This is a genomic window from Brevundimonas intermedia (genome assembly GCF_004614235.1).
Lineage (GTDB): Bacteria > Pseudomonadota > Alphaproteobacteria > Caulobacterales > Caulobacteraceae > Brevundimonas > Brevundimonas intermedia_A.
The window spans coordinates 42,257-61,073 of record NZ_SPVH01000004.1 but is presented as its reverse complement, the minus strand read 5'-3'; the positions used below and the strand labels follow the sequence as shown (position 1 = coordinate 61,073).

Annotated in this window: 18 protein-coding genes; 10 read left to right on the top strand and 8 right to left on the bottom strand. The window is 68.3% G+C overall.

The annotated features are described in order from the left end of the window. The first annotated feature begins 26 nt into the window (after positions 1-26). Together EGY25_RS06240 and EGY25_RS06235 are read left to right on the top strand one after the other, a co-directional pair. Complete coding sequence (locus EGY25_RS06240; protein ID WP_135194172.1) at positions 27-1,409, top strand: leucyl aminopeptidase family protein; 1,383 nt, start codon at positions 27-29, stop codon at positions 1,407-1,409. An 83-nt stretch (positions 1,410-1,492) separates the two neighbouring features. Beyond that, on the top strand, positions 1,493-2,278 hold the full coding sequence (locus EGY25_RS06235) for a C40 family peptidase (protein ID WP_135194171.1): 786 nt from the start codon (positions 1,493-1,495) through the stop codon (positions 2,276-2,278). Here the strand turns inward: EGY25_RS06235 and mmcB are convergent. The 4 genes from mmcB to thpR are packed head-to-tail and all read right to left on the bottom strand — an operon-like array spanning position 2,275 to position 4,466. Next, complete coding sequence (gene mmcB / locus EGY25_RS06230; protein ID WP_135194170.1) at positions 2,275-2,718, bottom strand: DNA repair putative endonuclease MmcB; 444 nt, start codon at positions 2,716-2,718, stop codon at positions 2,275-2,277. The genes EGY25_RS06235 and mmcB overlap by 4 nt on opposite strands. Before the next feature lie 46 nt (positions 2,719-2,764). Then, positions 2,765-3,289: a lipocalin family protein gene (locus EGY25_RS06225; protein WP_135194169.1), complete on the bottom strand. Its 525-nt coding sequence runs from the start codon at positions 3,287-3,289 to the stop codon at positions 2,765-2,767. Positions 3,290-3,345: 56 nt separating this feature from the next. After that, the gene (locus tag EGY25_RS06220) at positions 3,346-3,930 is read right to left on the bottom strand and encodes a GNAT family N-acetyltransferase (protein WP_135194168.1); all 585 of its coding nucleotides are present in this window, start codon (positions 3,928-3,930) and stop codon (positions 3,346-3,348) included. Next, the gene (gene thpR, locus EGY25_RS06215) at positions 3,927-4,466 is read right to left on the bottom strand and encodes an RNA 2',3'-cyclic phosphodiesterase (RefSeq protein WP_135194197.1); all 540 of its coding nucleotides are present in this window, start codon (positions 4,464-4,466) and stop codon (positions 3,927-3,929) included. The genes EGY25_RS06220 and thpR overlap by 4 nt, the downstream gene beginning before the upstream one ends. 130 nt (positions 4,467-4,596) lie before the next feature. Here thpR and EGY25_RS06210 point away from each other — a divergent pair, with 130 nt between their 5' ends. Continuing rightward, positions 4,597-5,346, top strand: coding sequence for a Bax inhibitor-1/YccA family protein (locus EGY25_RS06210; protein WP_135194167.1), 750 nt, complete (start codon positions 4,597-4,599; stop codon positions 5,344-5,346). A 114-nt stretch (positions 5,347-5,460) separates the two neighbouring features. After that, positions 5,461-6,261, top strand: coding sequence for a hypothetical protein (locus EGY25_RS06205; protein ID WP_135194166.1), 801 nt, complete (start codon positions 5,461-5,463; stop codon positions 6,259-6,261). 1 nt (position 6,262) lies between these two features. On the opposite strand, the gene EGY25_RS06200 is transcribed toward EGY25_RS06205, so the two are convergent. Next, a complete protein-coding gene (locus EGY25_RS06200) occupies positions 6,263-6,598 on the bottom strand; it encodes a DUF2794 domain-containing protein (RefSeq protein ID WP_135194165.1) in 336 nt (111 codons plus the stop codon). Positions 6,599-6,886: 288 nt separating this feature from the next. Next, positions 6,887-8,218 (bottom strand): trypsin-like peptidase domain-containing protein, encoded by a 1,332-nt coding sequence (locus tag EGY25_RS06195; protein WP_209308003.1) that lies wholly within the window; start codon positions 8,216-8,218, stop codon positions 6,887-6,889. Between the two features lie 159 nt (positions 8,219-8,377). On the opposite strand from EGY25_RS06195, the gene EGY25_RS06190 reads away from it, so the two are divergent. The 4 genes from EGY25_RS06190 (at position 8,378) to EGY25_RS06175 (ending at position 11,458) form a co-directional block, all read left to right on the top strand. Next, positions 8,378-8,677 carry a DUF6356 family protein gene (locus tag EGY25_RS06190; RefSeq protein ID WP_135194163.1) on the top strand — a complete coding sequence of 100 codons (300 nt, stop codon included), beginning with the start codon at positions 8,378-8,380 and terminating at the stop codon, positions 8,675-8,677. Between the two features lie 81 nt (positions 8,678-8,758). After that, the gene (gene rlmN / locus EGY25_RS06185) at positions 8,759-9,931 is read left to right on the top strand and encodes a 23S rRNA (adenine(2503)-C(2))-methyltransferase RlmN (RefSeq protein WP_135194162.1); all 1,173 of its coding nucleotides are present in this window, start codon (positions 8,759-8,761) and stop codon (positions 9,929-9,931) included. A 243-nt stretch (positions 9,932-10,174) separates the two neighbouring features. After that, positions 10,175-10,615: a DUF350 domain-containing protein gene (locus tag EGY25_RS06180; RefSeq protein ID WP_135194161.1), complete on the top strand. Its 441-nt coding sequence runs from the start codon at positions 10,175-10,177 to the stop codon at positions 10,613-10,615. Between the two features lie 12 nt (positions 10,616-10,627). Next, positions 10,628-11,458: a S1 family peptidase gene (locus EGY25_RS06175; protein ID WP_135194160.1), complete on the top strand. Its 831-nt coding sequence runs from the start codon at positions 10,628-10,630 to the stop codon at positions 11,456-11,458. A gap of 503 nt (positions 11,459-11,961) precedes the next feature. Here the strand turns inward: EGY25_RS06175 and EGY25_RS06170 are convergent. After that, positions 11,962-14,826 carry a M16 family metallopeptidase gene (locus tag EGY25_RS06170; RefSeq protein ID WP_135194159.1) on the bottom strand — a complete coding sequence of 955 codons (2,865 nt, stop codon included), beginning with the start codon at positions 14,824-14,826 and terminating at the stop codon, positions 11,962-11,964. 249 nt (positions 14,827-15,075) lie between these two features. Between EGY25_RS06170 and EGY25_RS06165 the strand changes: the two genes are divergently transcribed. Beyond that, positions 15,076-16,797: an ATP-binding protein gene (locus tag EGY25_RS06165; protein WP_167762499.1), complete on the top strand. Its 1,722-nt coding sequence runs from the start codon at positions 15,076-15,078 to the stop codon at positions 16,795-16,797. On the opposite strand, the gene EGY25_RS06160 is transcribed toward EGY25_RS06165, so the two are convergent. After that, complete coding sequence (locus tag EGY25_RS06160; RefSeq protein ID WP_135194157.1) at positions 16,794-17,663, bottom strand: isoaspartyl peptidase/L-asparaginase family protein; 870 nt, start codon at positions 17,661-17,663, stop codon at positions 16,794-16,796. The genes EGY25_RS06165 and EGY25_RS06160 overlap by 4 nt on opposite strands. A gap of 144 nt (positions 17,664-17,807) precedes the next feature. Here EGY25_RS06160 and EGY25_RS06155 point away from each other — a divergent pair, with 144 nt between their 5' ends. Then, positions 17,808-18,809 (top strand): NADPH:quinone oxidoreductase family protein, encoded by a 1,002-nt coding sequence (locus tag EGY25_RS06155; RefSeq protein WP_135194156.1) that lies wholly within the window; start codon positions 17,808-17,810, stop codon positions 18,807-18,809. The last annotated feature ends 8 nt before the right edge of the window (positions 18,810-18,817 follow it).

Sequence of the window (18,817 nt, the reverse complement as noted above, 5' to 3'; positions counted from 1 at the left end):
ATGGTTAACTTCGTTTCGAGGGCCGCATGTCCATCTCGCATCCTCTGCTGGTTTCCGCCCAAGACGGCGACGGCGCGATCCCGATCCGCTTCGTTCAGGCGGGCGGCGCGCTGGACGGTGCGTCCCGCCGCTGGGGCGAGTTGCACGGGTTCGAGGGCAAGGCGGGTCAGCTTTTGGTCGTGCCGGGCGCGGGCGGCGAGATCGCCCAGGTCCTGGGTGGATCGGGGGCGATCTTCGATCCGATGAGCGTGCGTGGCCTGTCGGCGCGGTTGCCGGGCGGCCTGTATCGGCTTGAGTTGGCAGCGCAGGACGCGGAACTGGCGACCCTGGCCTTCCTGCTGGGGGCCTATGTGTTCGACCGCTACAAGGCCCGGCCGGACAAGGCGGCCGTGCGGCTGGTCCCACCGGACGGGGTGGATGTCGCCGAGGTCTCGCGTATCGCCGCCGCCTGCGCCCTTGCCCGCGAGATGGTCGACACCCCCGCCGCCGACATGGGGCCGCTGCAGATCGAGACCATCGCCCGCGAGATCGCCGAGAGCGCCGGGGCGACCATCACGGTCACGACCGGTGACGCCCTGCTGGAAGAAAACTATCCGGCCGTCCACGCCGTGGGCCGGGCGGCCGCGCCGCACCGGGCGCCGCGCCTCATCGAGATCGGTTGGAAGCTGGACCGGACCGACCTGCCGCTGGTGGCCCTGGTCGGCAAGGGGGTGGTGTTCGACACCGGCGGGCTGGACCTGAAACCCGCCGCCGGCATGCGCAACATGAAGAAGGACATGGGCGGCTCGGCCCACGCCCTGGCCCTGGGACGGCTGGTCATGCAGGCGGACCTGCCAGTGCGTCTGGTGGTCATCGTGGCGGCGGTGGAGAACGCCGTGTCCGCCGACGCCTTCCGGCCGGGCGACGTGTTGAATAGCCGAAAAGGTCTGACCATCGAGATCGGCAATACGGACGCCGAAGGGCGGCTGATCCTGGCCGACGCCCTGACGCGGGCGGGCGAGCACGAGCCCGATCTGACGCTGGACTTCGCCACCCTGACCGGGGCGGCGCGGGTGGCGCTAGGACCGGAACTGCCGCCGCTCTACACCGACGACGAAACTCTGGCCGCCGGCCTGCTGGCCGCGGCGGGGCAGGTGCGCGATCCCCTGTGGCGGATGCCGCTGTGGGCCGGCTATCGCAGCGCGCTCGACACCGAGATCGCCGATCTGAAGAACGATCCGTCCGCCTGGGCGCAGGCGGGCTCGGTCACCGCCGCTCTGTTCCTGCAGAAGTTCGCCCCGACCACCGGCGCCTGGGCGCACATGGACATCTTCGCCTGGAACCCCCGCGCCCGACCCGGCTATCCCGAAGGCGGCGAAGCCCAGGCGTTGAGGGCGTGCTTCCAATATCTGAGAACGCAGTTTTGTTGATTTTCTTTCGCAAAGGCGTCGGCCGTTAACGGCCCCTAAGCCATCGGGGGATAAGGCTGTGGGCTCAATCACGCGAGTTCACGTTGACAGACGTTCTCGATCTTCTTCCGCCCGGCGACCGCCTTGCTCGCCTCGACCTCGCCGAACAGGCGCTGGAAGGGCTGGTGCGTGCGGACGCCTATCGGGCGACCGAAGCCATGCACTGCCGCGCGGCCGTGGCGGACATTTTTTCGGACGCCGATGGGCGGGTCGATCAGCTGCTTCACGGCGAAATCTTCGATGTTCTGGACCGGGCCAACGGCCGGGCCTGGGGCCGGGCGCGCCGGGACGGCGTGGTCGGCTGGGTGGTGCTGGACAGCCTGTCGAGCGGCGCGCCCCTGGCCGCCTATCGCGTCGCGGCCATCGACGCCGCCCTGCCGCTGAACTCTTTGGTCGTCGAAGCGGCTGCGGGTCTGGACCAGGCCGACCTTCAGCCGATCGGGGAGTTCGAAGCCGATCTGGTCGCTGTGGCCGAACGGCTGCTGGGCCGCCCGCACGAGCTGGGCGCGCGGTCTTCGATCTCCACCGACTGTTCCGGTCTGGTGCAGCAGGCCCTGCTGGCATGCGGCCTGCCGGGTCCGCGCCGGTCCGACGCCCAGGCCCAGATCGGGCAGGCGATCTCGGCAGCGGACATCGAGCGCGGCGACATCGTCGTCTGGTTGGCGCCGAACGGCGACCAAGACTGGACCGGCCATTCGGCCCTGGTGCTGGACGGCGAACGGATCATCCATGCGACGGGCGGCAAGGGGGTGGTCATCGAACCCCTGGCCGAGGTCGAGGCGCGGCTGATCGCCGACGGTTTCGCCGCCGCCGTCTTCCGCCGCCTTTAGTCGCGCATCGTCCGCATCGCGCCCAACCGGGCGAAGGCCAGGGTCAGGGCCTTGCGGCGCGCGGGCGCCAGAGCCATCGACGGCGCGTCGCGCACCACCGCCCCGCCGAAGCCGTCGGCGACGATCAGGCCCGGCTCGTCCGGCAGGATGTCTTGCGGAAACTCGGGTGCCACGGCGAAATAGAAGGCGTCGCAGAACGGCCCGTACTCATGCCATTTGCGGTCGACGCGGTAGTCGTCGACCCCCGACTTGACCTCGCAGATGACGATGTCGCCCTTGCGCCCGATGGCCATGACGTCGGCGCGGCGGCCGTTGGGCAGGCAGACCTCCAGCAGCGGCGCATAGCCCATGTCCATCATCAGCCGCGCCGCGCCGCGTGTGACCGATTGCGTAGTCTGGGGGCGGCTGAAGACGAGTTCGAGGTGGGCGACGGCGGACATGCCGACAGCTTATGTTCCGGCTCCGTTCCTATCGCAAGCGGCGCCTTTACAGGCCGGTATGCACCAGGCGGCTGGTGTTGAAACCCAGGGCGCGGACGCGGGTCAGGATGCGGTCGCGCTCGGCCTGGGACGCATTCTGATTGCGGTGCCAGATCCACCAGTTCGACTTATCCGGCAGGCCCATGATGGCCCAGCTGTAGTCCGGCGCGTGATCGTAGACCCAGTAGTTCTGGCCTGCGAGACCGCCGAAGCTGAGCAGGCCGGTCAGGCTGAACCGGAACTTGGCGTTGGTCGTGGTGTCGGTGACGCGGGCGTTGGCGCGCAGGGTCTCGACCCGACCGTCGTTGCGGCGGGTGCAGGTCACGGCGATGGCGTAGCGGTCGGCGGCGTCGCGCGGCGTGAAGTCGATTTGCGCGCGGCTGCAGTCCTTCTGGACGTTGTTGTGATTGCGCTCGATCTCGAACCAGCGGCCGTCGAAGCGGTTCAGGTCGACGTTCGACGCCTGGGCGAATGCCGTCGCCGGCAGGACGGCAAGGGCGGCCGAAGCGGCGATCAGGCTGGCGCGAAACATGGGCGTATCCTTGTTCGATCTGGAGGGGATACGACGCATCGACGCCATCGGTTGCCTTATCGGGCCAGCCGCGTCCGATTGATCGCCCATTCATCGCGCGTCTGGCCCCACAGATCGACGGCGTGGTCCTGGAACGGTTCGGGCAGGACGCCCGGTCCGCGATTGCGCGATCCCAGCCGGGTGGCCACCGCCGCCGAGGCAAGGTTTTCCGGGTCGATACAGTGGATGACGTCGTCCCAACCCAGCACATCGAAGGCATAGTCCATCGTCGCGGCGGCGGCCTCAACCGCATAGCCCTTGCCGGTCGCATCCCGGTGCAGGCTCCAGCCCACCTCGCGGCCGGGCCATCCATAGGGATGCAGCGGCCCGATACGTCCCAGCCACAGGCCGCTCGACTTCTCCAGGATGGAGAACATGCCCTCGCCGCTCAGGGCCCACATGCCGGCGATCGTGCAGATCGTGCGCCAGACCTGGGGCGCGGGCTGGACGCCGCCGATGAAGCGCGTGGTCTCGGGATCGGCCATGAACTCGGCCCAGCGCGGAAAGTCCTCGACCGCCGGCGGACGCAGGATCAATCGCTCGGTCTCCAGCGTCGGACCCAGGGTCACATGGGGCGGCGCGGCGTATGCGGCAGCAGTCACAACAGATACTCCCGTTCCAGCTCATAATGGCTGCCGCCATCGGTCAGGACGCTGGAATACAGGCCGAAGCGGTCGACGCGGATCGGCGGCGAGTGCAGCAGATTGTGCCCGGCCATCCAGGCTCCGATGCGATCGGGATTGGTCTGGGTCTTCAGATAGGCCAGGGTGACGTGAGGCTTGTAGGTGCGCGCCTCCATCCTGATCCCCGCCCTCTCGCCCGCCGACTTGCAGCGTCCGGCCAGAACCGACAGCCTCTCGTTGGGCGTCTCGACCCCGGCCCAAAGCGTATGGCTGCGGTGGTCATCGCCGAAACAACCGACGCCCTTCAGCGCGATCTCGAACGGGCCGCCCGCCACGCGCGCCAGTTCCGAGGCCAGGTCGTCGGCGCGCCGTTCGTCGGTCTCGCCATAGAAGGACAGGGTGACGTGCAGAGCGTCCAGCGGCCGCCAGCGCGCGCCGGGCAGGCCGGATTGGCGCCGCTTTAGCGTGTCTCCGACATCGGGCGGCAGGGTTAGGGCGGTGAACAGACGAAGCATGCGACCGAAGGTAGCGGCAGGAACAACGGGCTCCAAGTCCGGTTTTCCTTGCAGCGAGGGCCTCGGCTCACGATATTCAAACCCTGTGACCGGAGAAGCCTCTCCGGCCAATCGGAGAAAGTTCGTCGCCATGAGCGATTTCAACAACGGCTACGCCCGTCCTCTGCCGCAGACGGCCGACATGTCGGTCGACGCCGCCCTGCGCAGCTTCATGCTGGGCGTCTACAACAAGCTGGCCCTGGGCCTGGTGGTCGCCGCCGCCCTGGCCTACGTCACCGGCAATGTGCCCGCCGTGCAGCAGCTGCTGTTCGTGCAGACGCCAGACGGCCGGATCGGCCTGACCATGCTGGGCATGATCGTGCAGTTTTCGCCGCTGGTGATGCTGTTCGGTTCGATGTTCTTCATGAAGAACCCGTCCGCCAAGGGCGTGAACCTGCTCTACTGGGCCGTGGTCGCCACCATCGGCGCGGGCCTGGGCATCGTGTTCCTGCGCTACACCGGCGCCTCGCTGGCCTCGACCTTCCTGGTCACGGCGGCGGCCTTCGGCGGTCTCAGCCTGGTGGGTTACACCACCAAGAAGGACCTGACCGGCATGGGCACCTTCCTGATCTTCGGCGTGATCGGCCTGATCATCGCCTCGGTGGTCAACATGTTCCTGCAGTCGGGGACCTTCTACCTGATCATCTCGGGTCTGGGCGTGCTGATCTTCGCAGGCCTGATCGCCTACGACACCCAGCGTCTGAAGATGACCTACTACGCCCTGGGCGGCGACCAGAACGCAATGGGCGTGGCCACGGGCTTCGGCGCGCTGAGCCTGTTCATCAACTTCGTGAACCTGTTCCAATTCCTGCTGGCCTTCATGGGCGGCAACCGGAACTAAGGTCTGTCGCAAGACGGATACGGAAAGGGCCCCTTGCGGGGCCCTTTCTTTTTGGGCGACGATGTGGATACGTCAGGGTTGTGCTGGATTGGTCGTATCGGATTAGGGCGCTGCATGAACCGTCGAATTCTGTCCTTAGTCATCGCGCTCTGTGTCATGGGCGGACCTGTCGCTGCTCAGGAGCGGCCAGCCCCCGTTCAGGCCTTTTCAATCGCCGAGACGGGACGGCTGGGCCAGGCGATATGGCGTCAGGACGTCGCCGCCGCTCGGGCCACGGACGCCCTACTGGCCCAGTCTGACGGTCAGGCGCCGCAAGGGCTGATCGGCTGGATCGTGACGTCCGAAGGCGACACACAGCGCGTGCGCTTCCTGGCCGGCGAACCCGATGCGCCGCGTGCGTTCAAGGACGTGGTCGTGGATGCGCAGCTGAAGGCCGGCGCGGTCGTCGACGCCGCCGATCCTGAGCTTTCACCTGACGAGCGGGCACAGTTTGCGGCGCGGAACACGGCGGCCCAGGCCATTGGTCCCCTGCGCTGCGCGGCGCGATACAATGCGGTGATGCTGAAAGACCCGGAGGGCGAGGGTTGGCTGGTCTGGCTGCTGGCGTCGACGACCCAGGCCAATGTGGTGCCGATGGGCGGCCACTACCGCTTCCACGTCAGCGCCGACGGCAAGACCGTGGAGAAGCGCGAGCAGCTTTCCGGCGGCTGCCTGGACATGGACAGGCGTCAGGCCCAGCAGGGCGGCCAGACCGTCGGCCTGGTCACCAGCATTCTGGTCGCACCACAGCCGCTGGAGGTTCACGTCTTCCTGTCCCTGCTCAACCGGCTGCCGATCTATGCGATGGCCGGCGACAAGCTGTGGGAAGTTCAAGGCGCGCGCATTCGTGAAGTGACGCCGCCCGCTCGCCGATGACCTAATCCACCACCTGGAACTTGCGGCCGTCGAAGATCCGAAGCACCTGGGCCAGGTCGCGACCGCGTTTCAGGATTTGGCCGCCTTCGCCGATAACGGCCCATTGGCCCTGGCGGGTCTGGAGGGCGGGGCGTTTTTCGATGCGGTAGAGGGGGGCGTCGCCGGAGCGACGGAAGACGGCGAACTCGGCGAAATCCTTGTGTCCGACCATGGCGTAGTCGCGCCATTCGCCCTGGGCGACCATGCGGCCATAGACGCGCAGGATGGGGTCCAGTTCGCGGCGGTCGAAGAAGACGGGGCCGGCGGTGGGCGCCGCCTCGTGAGGGTTGATGCTCATGCCCCTCAACTTAAGGACACGGCGGCCCGACGCCAGTGGGCGCACAGAAAACGGCGCAGACACGAAATGGCCCCGTTTCGGTCCTTCGCCCGCCCGGTTGGGCGACGAAATGTCGATCATCGGCTCGTCGGAGTTCGGAAGCGTCCCGGATCCTGAACAGCCCCCCCAGCCCCCCTGGATGTTTCCACGAAGGGCTCCGGCGGCCGATGCTTCCTCCAAGCGAGCGCCCGCCCTGCCTTTCCCCTCCCCCTCCCTGGCAAGGCGGGCGTTTCGCTGTCTGGACCCCGCCTAAAGCGCCAGGGTCAGGCTCAGGGTCTCTCCATTCCGCAGCACGGTCGCCTCGACCGAGCCCGTCGCGCCCTGCAGGGCGGTCGCAGCCGCCTGGGCGTCGGCCACGGCTGCGCCGCCGATGGCGGTGATCAGGTCTCCGGCCGTCAGCTCGGCCTGGGCGGCGGGCGATCCGGCGGTGACGGCGACGACCTGGGCGCCGCCGTCCTGATTGCGCAGGGTCGCGCCATAGGCCAGCACTGACTGGGCGCCGACGACCACAGGCTGATCCACCGGCGTTTCGACCGACATTGACGTCGCAGCCTCGCGGCCGCCGCGCAGATAGGCGACGCTGAGGTCGGAGCCGGGCGCGGCGATGCCGATGGTGGCGTTGACCGAGCCGGCGTTGGCGACGGGACGGCCCTCGATGCGTGTGATGACGTCGTTGTGGCGCAGGCCTGCGCGCTCGGCCGGCGATCCCGGCGCGACATCGGCGACGACCGCCCCGCGCACGATGCCCAGGTGCAGTTCGCGCGCCCGCTCTGCGTTCAGCGAGCCAAAGATGGCCCCGGTTTGGCCCCGCTTGACCTCGCCGTTCTTCTTCAGCTGGTCGGCGACATACAGCATGATCCGCGTCGGCACGGCGAAGGCGATCCCGTCGTTGCCCCCGCCCAGGCCGCCCGACAGGATCGAGGTGTTGATGCCGATCAGCCGGCCCCGGCTGTCCAGCAGCGGTCCGCCGGAGTTGCCCGAGTTCACGGCCGCGTCGGTCTGGATATAGTCCTCGACCGCATCGCCCAGGCCCGAGCGGTTCAGGCCCGAGATCACGCCCATGGTCAGGGTCTGGTCCAGTCCCAACGGATAGCCGACCGCGAAGGCCAGGTCGCCGGTGCGCAATGTGTCGGAATCCACCGTCTGGACCTGTTTCAGGTTCAGCGGCCGTCCGTCCGGCACGATGCGCAGCACGGCGATGTCGGTGGCCTTGTCCGCTCCGACCAGAACCGCGTCGAACAGGCGGCCGTCGGTCAGGTCCACGGTGAACTTTCGCCCGCCCTCGACCACGTGATTGTTGGTGATCAGCAGGCCCTCGGCCGCATCGACGATGACGCCGGAGCCGGAGGCGTAGGGTTTGGGATCGGCGGCGTCCGAACTGGGGCCGCGCGATTGGCCCAGGGTCGTCACCTGCACCACCGCCGGAAGCGAACCCTCCAGCCCCGACGAGAAGCTGAACACGCCGCGGCGGGCGTCATAGGGCAGTCCGGCGGCGCCCGACTGGGCCAGAACCGGCGACGCCGAGGCCAGCAGGACCAGCGCGACGGTCACGGAGGAGACGGCCTTGAGGCGGATCGGCATGAGCATTCCCTTGAGCGAACGACGACCCTAGCCCGAGTTTTCGCTTCTGACGATGGCCCTGATGGGCGATGGACGGACGGAATGAACGGATCGCGACAGGGGTTGCGTCCGGCGCCGTCAGGCGTGACCATAAGGGCGCCGAAGCAGGGAGCCCGCGCCATGAGCCAGACGACGATCGACCGGGCCCGTTCAGGCTTCACGCCCTTCGCCCGGCTGTTCCGCGATCATCCGCGCGAAGTGGGCGAGACCTATTTCGAACATATGGCCGCCTCGGCCGCCTTCGGCTTCAAGCTGCTGCGTCTGGCGGGCGCCGCCTTCGCCCACGCGGTCGTGCCGGGCGTGCACAAGACCACCGTCTCGACCGCGATCCGGGGCATGGCGGGCGAGATGGGCGGCCGGGCCGAAGAGGCGCGAGAGACCCGGATGCGCGACGCCGGCGTCTGGGACGTCGGCCTCTAAAGTCGTCGAATCCGCCCCGGCCATGCAATCGCCGGGATCCGTGCTATATAGGTCGGGTCAACCTCACGCAGGATCGCCGCCTTGAGCATCACGCTCGACCTTTCGCGCGTCTCGAACGCCGCCGCCGTCAAGGCCCCCGTCAACCTCAGCGGTCTGACGCGCGCGGGCCTGCGACAGGCCCTGATCGACGCCGACGTCTGCCCGCCCGAAAAGGCCAAGATGCGCGCCAGTCAGGTGTGGGGCTGGATCCACCATTATGGCGTGACCGAGTTTTCGGCCATGAGCAACGTCGCCAAGGACATGCAGGCCAAACTGGCCGAGCATTTCACCCTGGCCCGTCCCGAGATCGTCGAACGCCAGGTGTCGAAGGACGGCACCCGCAAATGGCTGATCCGCACGGCGCCCGGCATCGAGATCGAGACCGTCTATATCCCCGACGTGGGCCGGGCCGGGGCGCTTTGCGTGTCCAGCCAGGTCGGCTGCACCCTGAACTGCACCTTCTGCCACACCGGCACCCAGAAGCTGGTCCGCAACCTGACCGCCGCCGAGATCGTGGCCCAGGTCCAGGTGGCCCGCGACGACCTGGACGAATGGCCGTCTCCGAAAGAAGACCGTCGCCTGTCCAACATCGTCTTCATGGGCATGGGCGAGCCGCTCTACAATCTGGACCATGTCGCCGACGCCATCGACATCATCTCGGACAACGAGGGCATCGCCCTGTCGCGTCGCCGCATCACCGTCTCGACCTCGGGCGTCGTGCCGCAACTGGACGCGCTGGGCACGCGCACGGCGGCCATGCTGGCCATCAGCCTGCACGCCACCAACGACGCCTTGCGCGACGTCCTGGTGCCGCTGAACAAGAAATATCCGCTGGAACAGCTGATGGCCGGCATCCGGGCCTATCCGGGCCTGTCCAATGCGCGCCGGGTGACGTTCGAATATGTGATGCTGAAGGGCGTCAACGACAGTCCGGAAGAGGCGCGGGCCCTGCTGAAGCTGATCGAAGGCATCCCGGCCAAGATCAACCTGATCCCGTTCAACCCCTGGCCGGGCGTCGAATACGAATGCTCGGACTGGAAGACGATAGAGCGGTTCGCCGCCATCCTGAACAAGGCCGGCTACGCCTCGCCTATCCGCACCCCCCGCGGCCGCGACATCCTGGCCGCCTGCGGTCAGCTGAAGTCCGAAAGCGAAAAGGTCCGCGCCAGCACGCTCAGGAAGGCGGAGCAGGCGGCGGGGGCTGAGGCGGCCTGATCCGTTTATCCTCCCCGCATCGTGGGGAGGGGGACCGCGCGTAGCGTGGTGGAGGGATTGTTGAAGTCCCACAGGCCCCTGTGATGTGGTGAAGAGCCCCTCCGTGTCTCCGCTTCGCTTCGAGCCACCTCCCCATCGCTGCGCGATAGGGAGGAGACTGCTGTTCTTCCGACACATAATGTCACGCACTGTGTCCCGGCCGCGCTTGCGGATTGGGGCGACAATCGGGCAAGGCGTCTGGGTATGGACCCGTCTCTGTCGAACGTCCTTTCCAGCGCCGAGGTGCAGGCTTTCGCCTCGGGCTTCCCGGTCATGGTCATGCACCTGATCGTCACCCTTCTGCTGCTTGCGGCGGGGGCGACGGTCTATGCCCTGCTGACGCCGTGGAAGGAGGTGGCCCTGATCCGTCAGGGCAATACGGCCGCCGCCATCGCCTTTTCAGGTATCCTGGTGGGGCTGGCCATTCCGCTGGCGGTGTCCCTGTCGGTCTCGACGTCGGTGCGCGACATCGCCATCTGGGGCGTGGCGACGGTGGTGCTGCAACTTCTGGCCTTCCGGGTGGTGGATCTGCTGCTGACGGGCTTGCCCGAGCGGATCAGGCATGGCGAGATTTCGGCGGCGGTGGTGCTGCTGGGCGCCAAGCTGGCGACGGCCGTGATCCTGTCCGCTGCGCTCACCGGCTGATCGGCCGGGGTCATGCAATTTCCCCGCCTGCCCGACTGGGCCATCTACGGAGCGGTGGCGGCCGTGTTTCTGGCGGTGTCGCTGGGGCGGCGCGAGAATGCGGATGCGCCGCCCGCCTCGGCGCCCGTGTCCGAGGCCGAAGGGCCGCTGCTGGGACCGATCACTCCCTTCGACGCCGCCGTGACCGTCGATGCGGGCGATGCCCCATTCAAGCCCTCGTCAGGGACCGCCTTCTCCATCGCCGGCCGGGGCCGCTGGATCACCGCGCGCCATGTGGTGGAGGGGTGTCGCAAGCCGGCGCTGGTCGTGGGCCAGGGCCGCGCCGTCGCCGCCGACGTGCGTCTGGCGCCCCGCGCGGACATCGCCCTGCTGATCACCGACGGGGGGCCGCCCGCCTTGCCGGTCGCGGCCGAAGCGCCGTTGAGGAAGGGACAGCGGGCCTTCCATCCCGGCTTCCCGCAAGGGCGTCCGGGCGAGGTCACGTCGCGCCTCTTGGGCCGCGAGACGCTGAAGGTGTTCGGACGCGGGGCGCGCGACGAGCCGGTCCTGGCCTGGGCCGAGGTCGGGCGCACCAATGGGCTGGAGGGCACGCTGTCGGGCCTGTCGGGGGCGCCTGCGCTGGACCCTGAAGGCCGGGTCGTAGGCGTCACCATCGCCGAGGCGCCGCGACGGGGGCGGATCTATACGACGGCGCCCGAAACCTTCGGTCCGGCGATCCGGGGCGAACAGACGGCGGGCGAGGATGCGCGGGGCCAGGCCGTGACGACCGAGGATTATGGCCGGGTGTCCAACCAGCTGAGGCGCGATCTGCGCGTGGCCCAGGTGGTCTGCCTGTCGGTCTAGGCGACGAAATTGCACTCGGCGAAAAGCAGTGCAACGAAGTGCAATTCTTCGTCAAGAAACTGTAATCGTTGAAAGAAAAAGTTGCACTCGAATTGCGCTGTGCAATTTGAAGGCGAGTTGGACTCGAAGTTGGACTGCGAAAAAAACAGTCCAAGTCGTCCAACGAGTCCAAGTCGGCGGGATCGCGATGTCAAAGACCGGGGGATGGATCATAACCCCGGTCGGGACCGCGTATGGGTGAAAGACGCTGCGGGTCTTCAAGGTATTGAAAAGATTGGGCGGCGCCGGCCGAAGTACGATGGCTGGCGAATATGAGCCGGCGCATCTCCCTCCCCCAGCGGGGGAGGGTGGCCGAGCGGAGCGAGGTCGGGTGGGGGCGGCAGGGCGACCGTTCACAGACCCTGTCTGGCTTTTAGGGAATGCGGCCTTGCCGGGCCGCCCCCACCCGGTCGCTGCGCGACCACCCTCCCCGGAACGGGGAGGGAGAGGGGTTTGTGCGGCCCTTACTTCAGCGCGCCGTTGTTCAGGTTCAGGGCCCCGGCCTCGATGACTTCGAGGTTCGGATGTTTGGCGCGCAGGGCGTCGAGGAACAGCGAGCCGTCGCCGACGATGACCAGGCTGGCGCGATTGACCGGCAGGTGTTCGGCGAAGGCGGCCTGGACCTGTTCGGGGGTCACGGCGCGGACCCGGCCGGCGTAGTCGGCGAGATCGCTCATCGGCAGATCATAGAGCGCCAGGTTGGCGACCAGCGTCCCCAGGCCGTCCACCGTCTCCAGAGAGCGGCCGAAGCCGCCGATCAGGGTGGCGCGGCGCGGGGCCAGGTCGGCCTGGCTCGGGGTCTCGGCGCCCAGTTTGGCGATCTCGGCCAGGATCAGGTAGGCGACCTCGTCGGCGGTCTCGTTCTTGGTCTGGGTCGAGGCGGTGAACAGGCCCGCATCCGCCCGCACGCCCAGCGACGACGAGGCGCCGTAGGACAGGCCGCGCTTGATGCGGATTTCCTGGTTCAGCCGCGACGAGAAGCCGCCGCCCAGCAGGGTGTTGCCGACCGTCAGCGGGAAGAAGTCGGCGTCGGTGCGCGAGACGCCGCGAACGGCGGCGACCACGGCGGCCTGGCCCGCGCCGGGCTGGTTCACCACGACGATGCGGGGCGCTAGGGCCTCACCGGCGGGGTTGGCGGTGGCGGCGGGCGCGGCGCCGGCCGGGTTCCAGTCGCCGAACGCCTGTTGCGCCAGGGCGCGGGCGGCGTCAGGCGTGATGTCGCCCGAGAAGACCAGGGTCGCGTCCGACGGCCGATAGCGGGCGGCGTGGAATGCGGCGACGTCGGCCGGGGTGATGGTCGGCACCGTCTGTTGCGTGATAGTCGCGCCATAGGGGGCGTCGCCATAGATGACGCGGCCCACGGTCATGCCGGCGATGGCGGCCGGCTGGCTGAGGGCGACGCGCAGGCCATCCAGGGTCTGGGCCTGCTGACGCTCAAGTTCCTCGCCGGCGAAGGTCGGGTTCTTCACCAGGTCGGCCATCAGGGCGACGGTCGCAGGGAAGGCGTTGGACGGGGCGTTGGCGTAGACGTTGGAGAAGTCCACGCCTGCCCCGGCGCCGATCGAAGCGCCCAGCTGCTCGATCTGGGTGGCGATTTCGGGGGCGGTCTTGGTCTTGGTGCCTTGCGTCAGCAGGGCGGCGGTCATGGCGGCGATGCCGGCCTTGCCCGTCGGATCGTCGGACGAGCCGGCGTCGAAGCTGAGGCGGGCCGAGACCAGCGGCACGCCGTCGGTCGGGGCGACCAGGACCCGCAGGCCGTTGTCCAGGCGGAAGTCCGCGACGGCGGGCGTCACGGGCGCGACCTCTGCGCCCGGTTGGGGCAGGGGGGTGCGCTCGGCCTCGGGCAGGAGGACGGCGGGCGGACCGGCCGGCGCCAGGTCGGCGACGGTGACGGGGGCGCCGACATTCATCTTCTGGACCGAGGCGGGGTTCTGGTCGTCGGCGGTCAGGAAGGTGATCGTCGACTGGCGTTGCGGCGTCAGATATTTGCGGGCCACGCGCTGGACGTCGGCGACGGTGACGGCCTGGATCTGGGCGACCTCGTCGTCGGCGGCGGCGGCCGAGCCGGTGTTGATCAGGGCGAAACCGAGGGCGGTCGCGCGGTCGTCCACCGTCTCGCGGCTGCGCAGCGCATCGGCGACGATCTCGTTCTTGGCTTCGGACAGTTCCTCGGCGGTGACGGGGGCGTCGCGCAGCTTGGCGATTTCTTCGTTCAGGGCGGCGACGCCCTCCTCGGCCGTATGGCCCTGGGCCATGATGGCCAGGGCCGACAGGTTGCCGGCCTGTTGCGAGAAGTCGGGGGTCGAGCCGATCTGGGCGGCGATCTGCTTGTCATAGACCAGCGAGCGATAGAGGCGGCTCGACTCGCCGGTGGACAGGATGCCGTCCAGCACGGTCAGGGCGGCGCGGTCGGCGTCGGCGTATTTGACGGTCGGCCAGGCGACGACGGCGGCCGGCAGCGGCACGTTCGGCGCATAATAGGTGACGTTGCGCGGGCCTGTCGGCTCGGGCTCGACCACATTGTTGACCGGGATCGGCGTGGTCGGGTTCTTCAGCGGGCCGAAATACTGGTCGATCCAGCGGTCCAGCTGGGCCTGGTCGAAGTTGCCCGCCACGATCAGATAGGCAGCGTCGGGCCGGTAGTAGGTGGCGTGGAAGCGGCGCACGTCCTCCAGCGACGAGGCCTCAAGCTCCTCGATCGAGCCGATGCCGGGGCGGCGATAGGGGCTTTCCTGATAGATGGTCTCGGGCACGAACAGGCCGAACAGGCGGCCATAGGGGTTGGCCAGGATACGCTGGCGGTATTCCTCCTTCACCACGTCGCGCTCGGCGACGAAGGTCGGCTCGTCCACGACCAGCGAGCCCATGCGGTCGGCCTCGGCGAACAGCATCCGCTCCAGGTGGTTGGCGGGCACGGTTTCGAAATAGGCGGTGGTGTCGTCGGCGGTGAAGGCGTTGTTGGAGCCGCCCACATCCTCGGTCAGCCGGTCGAAGGTCTCGGGCGGCAGGTTCCTGGTGGACTTGAACATCAGATGTTCGAACAGGTGGGCGAAGCCCGACCGGCCCGCCGGATCGTCCTTTGAGCCGACCTTGTACCAGACCTGGACCGTGACGTTGGACGTGTCGGCGTCGCGCGAGGTGTAGACTTCAAGCCCGTTCGGCAGGACGCGTTTGGCGAAGCCCAGCGGCGGGACGGTGACGCCCTGGGGCGCCTGGACGGCGGCGGCGGGGGCGGCGGCGCCCTCTGCGAAGGCGGGGGCGGCGAGGCCCAGCATCAGGGCCGAGGCGGCTGCCCCGACTTTGAGTGTGGCGGTCAGGCGGAATTTCATGCGGGGCTCCCAGGCCCGGAACGCCGGGCGGGGCCGACCGTATCAGCGATTGGCCGACTTGCACCTTACCGAGATGTAATGAACCGCATCGTCGGCCAGGTCGTTGGTGGACAAGTTCATGACGGCGATCTATTCGCCGAATGCCGCATTCCAGCGGCCACCCCATGCCGAGGACGCGTGCCGAGACGAGCGAAAGCGACTTCTGTCTCCGACGAAAAAATCGCGGTCTGGGCCTTCGTCCTGGAGAATATGGTTACTCCGCCGGCCGTGCTCTACGGCAGTTGGGCGGCGGCGGGGCTGATCCTGGCAGCCCTGGGGCAGCCCTGGCTGGGGTTGGGATTCGCCGCCGTCGGCATGGGCTTCGACGCCTGGGCGCAGAGACGGGTGAAACGCTACCAGCGCGAAGAGGCCCCGGCGTCCGGCTGGCCCCCGGTGCTGATGACGATCGTGACGACGAGGTTCGCCCTGGGGGTGTCGGGCCCCATGATCGCCTGGCTGTCGAGCCCGACCCCCGATGTCCGGCTCGTGGTCATCCTGATCCAGGTTTGGTCGATCGGCGTGGCCTTCGTCCAGTTCAGCGCGGCGCCGAGGCTGCTGGGCCTGGCGGCGGCGCCGATCGGCGTCGCCGTGCTGGTGGTGATCTATCCGGCGTTGCTGGGGCCGCACGGGCTGGCGGTCGCGGCCGCCTTCGTCATGCTGGCGATCATCCTGGTCATCATCTCGCGGGCCATGCACGCCCTGTGGTGCGATCTGTTCGCGGCCGATCAACGCAACAAGGGCCTGCTGGCCGAGGTCAAGGCGGCGCATGCAGCGGCGCTTCTGGACCGCGACGCGGCCCAGGATGCGCGGCGGGAGGCGGACGAGGCCAACGCCGCCAAGTCCCGCTTCCTGGCCAATATGAGCCACGAGATCCGCACCCCCCTGAACGGCGTCATCGGCATGGCGCAGATCATGGCCGGCGATGGGTTGGAGGACCGGCAGAAGCGGCGGCTGGAGATCCTGGACCGGTCGGCCCACACCCTGCTGGACCTGATCAACCAGATTCTGGACCTGTCGCGGATCGAGGAAGGGCGGCTGGAGATCGTGGATCAGGCCATCGATGCCGACGTCCTGATCCATGAGGTGACCGAGACGCTGAGGCCGCTGGCGGACAGCAAGGGACTGGCCTTCCACGTGCGCTCGGCGGGTCTGGACTGGGTCAGCGCCGATCCGGTGCGGTTGCGCCAGATTCTGTTCAACCTGCTGTCCAACGCCATCAAGTTCACGGCCGAGGGCGAGGTGACGCTGGATGTCGCGCGCACGGACGCCGGTGTGGTGTTGCGGGTCTCGGACACCGGGCGGGGCATACCGGCCGACCAGATCGAACATCTGTTCACGCGCTTCGCCCAGATCGAGGCGGCGGCGGTCGATCGCCGCGACGGGGCGGGGCTGGGGCTGTCGATCGTGGCTGCGCTGGTGGATCTGCTGGGCGGCCGGATCGAGGTCGAGAGCGAGGCGGGCGAGGGGGCGACCTTCGTCGTCACCCTGCCGCTGAAGCGGGTGGAGCCTGTGCAGGTCGGCGAGGATGCGCTGGACGCCCCGCCGCAGACCGCGCTGCGGGTGCTGGTCGCCGAGGACCATCCGGTCAATCAGCAGGTGATCCGCGGCCTGCTGGGCCAGGTCGGGATGAAGGTCGAGATCGTCGATGACGGCCTTGAGGCGGTGAAGGCGACGCAAGCGCGCGTCTGGGACCTGATCCTGATGGACGTGCAGATGCCGAACATGGACGGGCCGACGGCGACGAAGATCATTCGCAAACGCGAGGCCGACGAGGCGCGGGCGCGGACGCCGATCATCGCCCTGACCGCCAATGCGATGGTGGAGCAGGTCGAGGCCTATCTGGCGGCGGGCATGGATGCGGTGGTCAGCAAGCCCATCGATTTCAAGGTGCTGCTGACCACCATCTCCGACGTGATGTCGGCGAAAACCTAGTCCCTGAAGACCTCGACGCCGATCTCGCCGGCGGGCGTCAGCCAGGCGTGTTTCATGCCCTGGCTGTTGAAGGGTGCGGCGATGTTTCCGGCGGCGTCCAGGGCGATCATGCCGCCGTCGCCGCCCATGGATCCAATCTCATCGATGACGGCCTGGGTCGCCTCGGCCAGAGTCTGTCCGGCGGCGACGCGCCAGGCGACCTGGGCGGCGGCGGCGACGCGGATGAAGTATTCGCCCTGGCCAGTGCAGGAGGTCGCGGCCTTGGCGTCGGCCCAGGTTCCGGCGGCGGGGATGGGGGTGTCGCCGACGCGGCCCGGCATCTTGCCGAAGACCCCGGCGGTCGAGGTGGCGGCGGCGAGACGGCCCTGGCTGTCCAGCACGCAGACGCCGACTGTGCCGTGGCTGAGGGTTCCGGGCGGGTGGTTGTCTTCGCCCTGGCCGGCGCCGGTGAACCAGGCGGCCTCGTCGGCGATTGGCTCCAGCCCCTGGTCGTGAGCGAACAGGGCCGCGCCCTCGCCCACCAGCATGACGTGGGGCGTGCGGTCCATCACGGCGCGAGCGGCGACGACGGGGTTTCTGAAACCCTGAAGGGCGGCGACGGCGCCGGCGCGTTTCGTCGATCCCTCCATGATGCTGGCGTCCAGCTCATAGGCGCCGGCCAGGTTCGGCGAAGCGCCCTTGCCGGCGACGTAGAGGCCGGAATCCTCCAGCATGACGACGGCGGCGGTGGCGACGTCCAGGGCGCAGTCGCCCGCGTCCAGCCGCGCCTTCATGGCCTCGACCACCTGGCGCATGTGCACGACCTCGGCGTCGTAGTTGCGTTCGCGCCGGGCGCCGGCGCCGCCGTGAAGGATGAGGGCGGTCATGGGGTCTTCCTGAGCCTGGTTTTCGTCGCCTCTTTCAATCGGGCGTGGCGCTGTTTAGCGTCGCGATGAAGGCCGCGCCATGTCGGTCGATGGGAAACGGCCTCAAGCAGCGCGAAGCGCGATAGGCCAAGAAAGGAAATCTTGATGCGCGCTGTTTTGTCCAAGGCTCCCGGCGGTCCTGAAACATTGGTCGTGGAGGACGTGCTCGATCCGACGCCCAAGGCGGGCGAGGTGATCATCGAGGTCAAGGCGGTGGGGATCAACTATCCCGACACGTTGATCATCGAGGACAAATACCAGTTCCGGCCCGAACGGCCCTTCTCGCCCGGCGCCGAGGTTGCGGGCGTGATCGAGGCGGTGGGCGAGGGCGTCAAGGGCGTGCGCAAGGGCGACCGCGTCATCGCCGTGCCGGGCTGGGGCGGTCTGGTCGAACGGCTGGCGGTGCGGGCCGAGACGGTCATTCCGATCCCCGAAGCGATGAGCTTCGAGGAGGCGGCGGCCCTGATCATGACCTATGGCACCAGCTATTATGCGCTGAAGGACAGGGCGAAACTGCAGCCGGGCGAGACCCTGCTGGTTCTGGGCGCGGCGGGGGGCGTAGGCGCCGCCGCCGTCGAACTGGGCAAGGCCATGGGGGCGCGGGTCGTGGCGGCCGCCTCGACCAACGACAAGGTCCAGTTCGCCCTGGACCTGGGGGCCGACAACGGCCTGATCTATCCGAGCGGGCCGATGGACAAGGCCGCGCAGAAGGAACTGTCGGGCGAGTTCAAGCTGGCGACCGGCCGTGACGGCGCCGACGTGGTCTATGACGCGGTAGGCGGCGATTATGCCGATCCGGCGTTGCGGGCCATGGATTGGAACGGACGCTATCTTGTGGTCGGCTTCCCGGCGGGCATTCCGTCATTGCCGCTGAACCTGACCCTGCTGAAGTCGGTGTCGGTGATCGGGGTCTTCTGGGGCGCCGCCGTCGCGCGCGATCCCAAGGGCCACGCCGCCAACATGGCCGAACTGATGCAGATGTACGCCGACGGCAAGATCAAGCCGCGCGTGTCGAAGACCTTCCCGCTGGAAAAGGCGGGCGAGGCGATCAAGGCGCTGGGCGACCGTCAGGCGCTGGGCAAGATCGTGGTGACGGTGGAGAGCTAATCCTCCCC

Coding starts and splice junctions, on each gene's coding strand:
- EGY25_RS06240 (WP_135194172.1), top strand. CDS start 27: ATGTCCATCTCGCATCCTCTGCTGGTTTCCGCCCAAGACGGCGACGGC.
- mmcB (WP_135194170.1), bottom strand. CDS start 2,718: ATGTCCGCCGTCGCCCACCTCGAACTCGTCTTCAGCCGCCCCCAGACT.
- EGY25_RS06225 (WP_135194169.1), bottom strand. CDS start 3,289: ATGTTTCGCGCCAGCCTGATCGCCGCTTCGGCCGCCCTTGCCGTCCTG.
- thpR (WP_135194197.1), bottom strand. CDS start 4,466: ATGCTTCGTCTGTTCACCGCCCTAACCCTGCCGCCCGATGTCGGAGAC.
- EGY25_RS06210 (WP_135194167.1), top strand. CDS start 4,597: ATGAGCGATTTCAACAACGGCTACGCCCGTCCTCTGCCGCAGACGGCC.
- EGY25_RS06205 (WP_135194166.1), top strand. CDS start 5,461: ATGAACCGTCGAATTCTGTCCTTAGTCATCGCGCTCTGTGTCATGGGC.
- EGY25_RS06200 (WP_135194165.1), bottom strand. CDS start 6,598: ATGAGCATCAACCCTCACGAGGCGGCGCCCACCGCCGGCCCCGTCTTC.
- EGY25_RS06195 (WP_209308003.1), bottom strand. CDS start 8,218: ATGCCGATCCGCCTCAAGGCCGTCTCCTCCGTGACCGTCGCGCTGGTC.
- EGY25_RS06190 (WP_135194163.1), top strand. CDS start 8,378: ATGAGCCAGACGACGATCGACCGGGCCCGTTCAGGCTTCACGCCCTTC.
- EGY25_RS06180 (WP_135194161.1), top strand. CDS start 10,175: ATGGACCCGTCTCTGTCGAACGTCCTTTCCAGCGCCGAGGTGCAGGCT.
- EGY25_RS06175 (WP_135194160.1), top strand. CDS start 10,628: ATGCAATTTCCCCGCCTGCCCGACTGGGCCATCTACGGAGCGGTGGCG.
- EGY25_RS06170 (WP_135194159.1), bottom strand. CDS start 14,826: ATGAAATTCCGCCTGACCGCCACACTCAAAGTCGGGGCAGCCGCCTCG.
- EGY25_RS06165 (WP_167762499.1), top strand. CDS start 15,076: ATGGTTACTCCGCCGGCCGTGCTCTACGGCAGTTGGGCGGCGGCGGGG.
- EGY25_RS06160 (WP_135194157.1), bottom strand. CDS start 17,663: ATGACCGCCCTCATCCTTCACGGCGGCGCCGGCGCCCGGCGCGAACGC.
- EGY25_RS06155 (WP_135194156.1), top strand. CDS start 17,808: ATGCGCGCTGTTTTGTCCAAGGCTCCCGGCGGTCCTGAAACATTGGTC.